We start from the raw sequence: 5,532 nt of genomic DNA, 5'->3' as shown, positions 1-5,532 counted from the left end.
GACGGCCCCTGGATCACCGACGTGGACGGCAACCGGCTCCTCGACCTCGGCTCCGGCATCGGCGTGACCACCCTCGGCCACACCCACCCGGAGGTCGTCGCCGCCGCGAAGGCCCAGCTCGACCTCCTCAGCCACACGCTGTTCACCGTGACCCCCTACGAGAACTACGTGCGCCTGGCCGAGCGCCTCGGCGAGCACACCCCGGGCAGCCACGCCAAGAAGACTTTCTTTGTGAACTCTGGGGCCGAGGCCGTGGAGAACGCCGTCAAGATCGCCCGGGCCCACACCGGCCGCCGAGTCGTCGCCGCGCTGGACCACGCCTTCCACGGCCGCACCAACCTCACGATGGCGATGAACCACCGCGCGGCGCCCTACGCGACCGGCTTCGGCCCGCTCGCCGCAGACATCCAGCGGGTGCCCAACTCCTATCCCTTCCGCGACGGCCTGAGCGGGGCACGGGCCGCGGCCCGCACGATCGAGTACCTGGAGCAGCGCATCGGCGCGGCCGACCTCGCGGCGATCATCGCCGAGCCGATCCAGGGCGAGGGCGGCTTCGTCGTCCCCGCGCCGGACTACCTGACGGCGCTTCAGGACTGGGCCACCGAGCACGGCGTCGTCTTCATCGCCGACGAGATCCAGTCCGGCCTCGGGCGGACCGGTACCTGGTTCGCGAGCGAGCTCTTCGGGCTCGTGCCCGACCTCGTCCTCACCGCGAAGGGCATCGCCGACGGGCTCCCGCTCGCGGGCATCACGGGCCGCGCGGAGATCATGGACAGCGCCCTGCCCGGTGGCCTCGGCGGCACCTTCAGCGGCAACCCCGTCTCGATCGCCGCGGCGCACGCCGTGCTCGATGTCCTCGAAACGGGGGAGCCCTTCGCCGAGGCCGCCCGCATCGAGCGCGCCCTGCTCACCGGCCTCCGCGAGCTGGCCCGGGACTACGCCTCCATCGGTGACATCCGCGGACACGGGGCGATGATCGCCTTCGAGCTGACCGAGCCCGGCAGCACGACCCCCCTCGCCGGGCTCGCCTCCAAGATCGCGGCGGCCGCCGCCGCGCAGGGTATCCTCCTGCTCACCGCTGGCAGCTACAGCAACGTGATCCGCTTCCTGCCCTCCCTCGCCGTGACCGACGCGCAAATCGAGGTCGCGCTCGGGGTGATCGGCGACGCCCTCGCGGAATACGCGCGGGCCTAAGCACGCGGGCCGCTGTGTGGGCAGCAGCGGCCCGTCCCCGGTGGGGTGACCGAGTGGCCAGGTCGCAACCCGCAAGGTTGCGCACGCAGGTTCGATTCCTGCCCCCACCTCGACGGGGCCGGAGTTCTCCCAGCTCCGGCACCGTTGCCCAAACCCGTTCCACCCCCGGTGGGGTGACCGAGTGGCCAGGTCGCAACCCGCAAGGTTGCGCACGCAGGTTCGATTCCTGCCCCCACCTCCGCAGCGCCCGGGCGTGCCCCGCGCGAATCGTGCACCCTGAACCGGGAGAACTCCGTGACCGCGCTCGCCGCAATCGCCCCCATCCTCGCGGTGTTGCTCGCGCTCGTGCTGGGCCGCTCGGCCCGGACCGCGGCGCTGGCCGGGTTGCTCGTCGCCGTGCCCGTGGTCTGGACCCTGTTCCCCGTGCCCGGCGCGCAACTGCTCGCGGTCGGCCGGGACTGGCTTCCCGTGACCGTCGAGGTGGTGCTGATCCTGGGCGGTGGCATTGCCTTCGCCGAGGCCGGGCGGCGCACGGGGGTGCAGGGCGAACTCTCGGCGTGGCTCGTCCGGGCCCTCGGCTCCGGGCTCGCCCCCGTGCTCGCCATCGTGCACGGCTTCACCCCGCTCATCGAATCGCTCACGGGATACGGAATCGGGGCGGCGCTCGCGGTGCCGTTGCTCTGCTCACTCGGCCTGCCGGGCCGCCGGGCCGCAACGATCGGGCTCCTCGGCCTGTGCACCGTCCCCTGGGGCTCGATGGGCCCGGGCACCCTGATCGCGTCCCAGCTGAGCGGGGTGGGCTTTGATGCCCTCGGCGTGACCACGGCCCTCTTCAATCTGCCCGTGGTCCTCGGGGCCGGAGTCGTCGCGGCGCTGCTCGGCTCCGCGCGCGGAACCCGGCTGCGCCGGGCCAGCGCCGGCCTCGCGTCCGGCCTGTTTCTCTGGGGGGCCGTGCTCGGCGTCAACCTCCTCGTGGGCACCGCGCTCGCCGGGGCGCTCGGCGGCCTGCTGACCCTGCTCGGCCACTGCCTGCTCCGCGCCCTGGGTGGGCACTCGCTCGCGGTGACCCGGGCAACGGGAGCCGCGGCCGTGCCCTACGCGATCATCCTGCTCGGCATGCTCCTCGCGACGGTGGGACTGCGCGCGGCGGGCCTCGCGGACGCCCCCGCCGCCGCGGTCCTCGGCTCCCCAGCCTGCTGGCTGTTTCTCGCCACCGGGCTCCTGCTCGCGGCCCGGCGCGGGCACCTGCGCCCCGTCCTGTCTGGCGCGGCGCGGATGTGGGCCCGGGTGGCGCCGTCCACGGTGTGCTTTATAGCCCTCGGGGCGCTCATGGGGGCCTCCGGGATGACGATCGAACTCGCGCACCGCGTGGCCGCCCTCGGCCCGGCCGCCCTGGCCCTGATCCCGATCATCGCGGCCTTCGGCGGCTTCCTCACGGGGTCGAACTCGGGGGCGAATGCGCTCGCCGCGGGGGCGCAGGCCGACCTGGCCCGCTCCCTGGGGGTCGACCTGGCCGCGGCGATGGGGGCGCACAACGCGGGGGCGGCCGCGGCGATCATGTCGGCCCCCGCCCGGGTCGAGCTGGCCACCCAGCTCGCCCGGGTGCCGGAGGCGCGGGGCGCCGTGCAGCGGCAGCTCCTCCTCGTCGTCGGCGTCGCGGTCGGGCTCATGGGCGCGGCGTGCCTGGCGCTGCTCTGAGCGGCAAGCGGGCAGACCCCCGGCGCGCATCGCGGGATGCGCGCCGGGGGTCTGCTGCGGACGCTCGCGTGGTGGGCGGGCCGCTCAGCTGCGGAAGGGCACCTCGGGGAAATCGACCGGCACCTCGAGGGCGATGTTGAGCGTGTTCGTGAACAGGTTGAGCGCGACCTGCGCGATGGTCTCGACCACCTGCTCCTCGGTCCAGCCGAGCGCGAGCAGACCGGGAACGGCCTGCTCGTCCACGGCGCCACGGCGGTCCGCGAGATCCCGGGCGAAGCCGAGCAGTGCCTCGGTCTTCGGGTCGTCCGCTCGTCCCTGCTGCGCGGCGGTGAGCGCGGCCGGGTCGAGGCCCGCCTGCTGGCCGAGCGCGGTGTGGGCGGCCAGGCAGTACGCGCAGCGATTGAGATCGGCGACGGCGACGGCGATCTGCTCGGTCAGCGCGGCGCCGAGCGCGCCGGTCGAGAACGCGCCGAAGGAGGCCCACATCGACTTCAGGGCCGCGGGCGAGTTCGCGGTCGCGCGGAACATGTTGGGGATGACGCCGCCGAAGGCGCTCTCGATCTTGCCGAGCGTCGCGGCGACCGCGGGCTGGGCGGCTGCGGGGTCAATGAGTGGGACACGGGTCATGGGGGTCTCCTTGATCGGGTTGGGGCGCCCGAGGGGGCGATGTCTCCATCCTGACCGGAGCGCGTGGACGATGCGCGGCATAAGTACCGCATTACCTGTCTGATCGTCTATTGTGGGGGAATGCCGACGACGGAAGCCCCGCACCCCCTTGACCGCCTCGACGCGCTGCTCAACCGATTCTCGGTGCGCGCGGAGCGGGTGCACACGGGAGACTTCTGCGCGGTGCGACGCTTCCCGGCGGTGCCGGGTCGGGGCTTTCTGCACATCCTGCGCGCGGGCAGCCTGACGGTCAGCGACGGGACGGGGGCGGCCCCCCGAGTGCTGAGCGAGGCGACGCTGCTCTTCTATCCGCGGCCGCACGAGCACGCCTTCCGGGCGGAAGCCGGGGACGGGGTGCTGCTGGACTGCGCGGCGCTCGACTTCGACGGGGGCTCCGCGCATCCGCTCGTGGCCGCGCTTCCCGAGGTGGTGACGGTGCCGGTGGCCGGGGTGAGCGGCCTCGACGGGGCGCTTGCCCTGCTGGGCGAGGAGGTCGCCGACCCGCGGTGCGGGCACCGGCACGTGATCGATCGGCTCTTCGAGATTGTGTTGCTGAAGCTCCTCCGGCATCTGCTCGACCGTCCGGAACAGTACGGCATCCCCTCCGGGCTGTTGGGTGGGCTCGCGGACCCCGAGATTGCGCGCGCCCTCGTGGCGATGCACGAGCGCCCCGGGGAGCCCTGGACGCTCGACGAGCTGGGCCGCACCGCGCGGATGTCGCGCAGCGCCTTCGCGGCCCGCTTTCGGGAGGCCGTCGGCGCGGCGCCCTACGACTATCTGATCGACTGGCGGCTGACGGTCGGGCAGCAGCTGCTGCGCCGCGGGGTGCCGGTGGCGCAGGTGGCCGCCGAGCTGGGCTACACGAGCAGCTCGTTCTCCCGCGTCTTTACCCAGCGGCAGGGCGAGCCCCCGCGAGCCTGGGCGGAGCGCTCCCGCCGTTAGCGGCCCCGGGCGTCTGCCGCGCCCTCCGGCGGGTCGCCGGGCAGGACGATCCCGGCCGAGAGCGCGCGGAAGAATCGTGCGGCCAGCTCGGGCGCGGACTCGGGCCCGCTCGGCGGCAACTCGGTGACGGCCCAGGCCTCGAGCGCGGCGCGGATGGCGGCGGTGCCCGCCGCGGCCAGGAGCCGGGGCGCGTGCGGCTCGGCCGTGGGGCCGAGGAGCTCCGTCATGACGGAGAACAGCCCCGCCTCGGAGTCTCCGTTGACCCGGAACCAGATGCGCTGCAGGGCCTCGTCCGTGGCCGCGCCGAGGAGGAGGGAGCGCGTGAGCAGGGCGTTCTCGGCGGCGGCCGGGTCGCTCAGGGGCAGGGTGAGGGGGCGCAGGGTCTCCCGGATGGTGGCCTCGACCACGGCGCGCGGGCTCAGCCCGGGGCGGGGAACCGCGAGGAGCGTCCGCCAGTGTTCCGCGCCCACGGTCAGCAGCGGGGCGACCGCATCCTGCTTGGTGGGGAAGTGTCGGTAGAAGGTGCGCAGGCTCACGCCCGACTCGGCCGCGATCTGCTCCGCGGTGGTGTCCGCGACGCCGCCGGAGGCGAACAGCCGCGCCGCGGTGCGGGCGATGATCAGCTGCGTGGACGCGCGGCGGCGCTCGCTGAGCAGCGGGGGCGGGGCTTCGGTCACACCCCTACGCTACGGCACCGCGCGCCGATCGAGGCGGCGCAACATGCCAGAGTGGCACAACGTGCCAAAGTGATCTACGCTGGACGCAAGGAAAGGTCCGCTTCCCGGCACAGCGCCAGCGCGGGCCGGGAAAGGACCCGCACATGAATCGTTTCGAGGGGCGTCGCGCCCTGATCACCGGCGGTGGCTCCGGCATCGGCCAGGCCACCGTGCTGAGGATGCTCGCCGAGGGCGGGCGCGTTGCCGCCGCCGACCTGAGCGCCGAGGGCCTCGCCGACACGCGCACCCGCGCCGGGGATGCGGCCGAGCGCCTGAGCACCGTCGTGCTGGACGTCGCCGACGAGGACTCGGTGCG

6 protein-coding genes and 2 tRNA genes are annotated in these 5,532 nt (G+C 74.0%); 6 read left to right on the top strand and 2 right to left on the bottom strand.

From position 1 onward, the window contains the following. The 4 genes from OOT08_RS05500 to OOT08_RS05485 form a co-directional block, all read left to right on the top strand. On the top strand, positions 1-1,194 hold a 1,194-nt coding region (locus tag OOT08_RS05500; protein WP_325091574.1), incomplete at its 5' end, for an aminotransferase class III-fold pyridoxal phosphate-dependent enzyme. A gap of 39 nt (positions 1,195-1,233) precedes the next feature. Next, positions 1,234-1,304 (top strand) — tRNA-Cys (locus OOT08_RS05495). A 57-nt stretch (positions 1,305-1,361) separates the two neighbouring features. After that, positions 1,362-1,432: transfer RNA gene (locus OOT08_RS05490), tRNA-Cys, on the top strand. Positions 1,433-1,488: 56 nt separating this feature from the next. Next, the gene (locus OOT08_RS05485; protein WP_325091572.1) at positions 1,489-2,892 is read left to right on the top strand and encodes an L-lactate permease; all 1,404 of its coding nucleotides are present in this window, start codon (positions 1,489-1,491) and stop codon (positions 2,890-2,892) included. Positions 2,893-2,976: 84 nt separating this feature from the next. Here OOT08_RS05485 and OOT08_RS05480 read toward each other — a convergent pair whose 3' ends face one another. Next, positions 2,977-3,519: a carboxymuconolactone decarboxylase family protein gene (locus tag OOT08_RS05480; RefSeq protein ID WP_325091571.1), complete on the bottom strand. Its 543-nt coding sequence runs from the start codon at positions 3,517-3,519 to the stop codon at positions 2,977-2,979. Between the two features lie 120 nt (positions 3,520-3,639). Here OOT08_RS05480 and OOT08_RS05475 point away from each other — a divergent pair, with 120 nt between their 5' ends. Further along, on the top strand, positions 3,640-4,500 hold the full coding sequence (locus OOT08_RS05475; protein ID WP_325091570.1) for an AraC family transcriptional regulator: 861 nt from the start codon (positions 3,640-3,642) through the stop codon (positions 4,498-4,500). Here the strand turns inward: OOT08_RS05475 and OOT08_RS05470 are convergent. Further along, positions 4,497-5,177 (bottom strand): TetR/AcrR family transcriptional regulator, encoded by a 681-nt coding sequence (locus OOT08_RS05470; protein ID WP_325091569.1) that lies wholly within the window; start codon positions 5,175-5,177, stop codon positions 4,497-4,499. The two genes, OOT08_RS05475 and OOT08_RS05470, sit on opposite strands and share 4 nt — an antisense overlap. 143 nt (positions 5,178-5,320) lie before the next feature. Between OOT08_RS05470 and OOT08_RS05465 the strand changes: the two genes are divergently transcribed. Then, positions 5,321-5,532, top strand: a 212-nt coding sequence (locus OOT08_RS05465; protein ID WP_325091568.1) for an SDR family NAD(P)-dependent oxidoreductase, incomplete at its 3' end; no start/stop codon positions are given.

It is taken from the genome of Leucobacter sp. M11 (assembly GCF_035726885.1).
Lineage (GTDB): Bacteria > Actinomycetota > Actinomycetes > Actinomycetales > Microbacteriaceae > JAPFRB01.
Note: the sequence above shows the minus strand (reverse complement) of the source record. Positions and strands in the feature narration are given on the sequence as shown.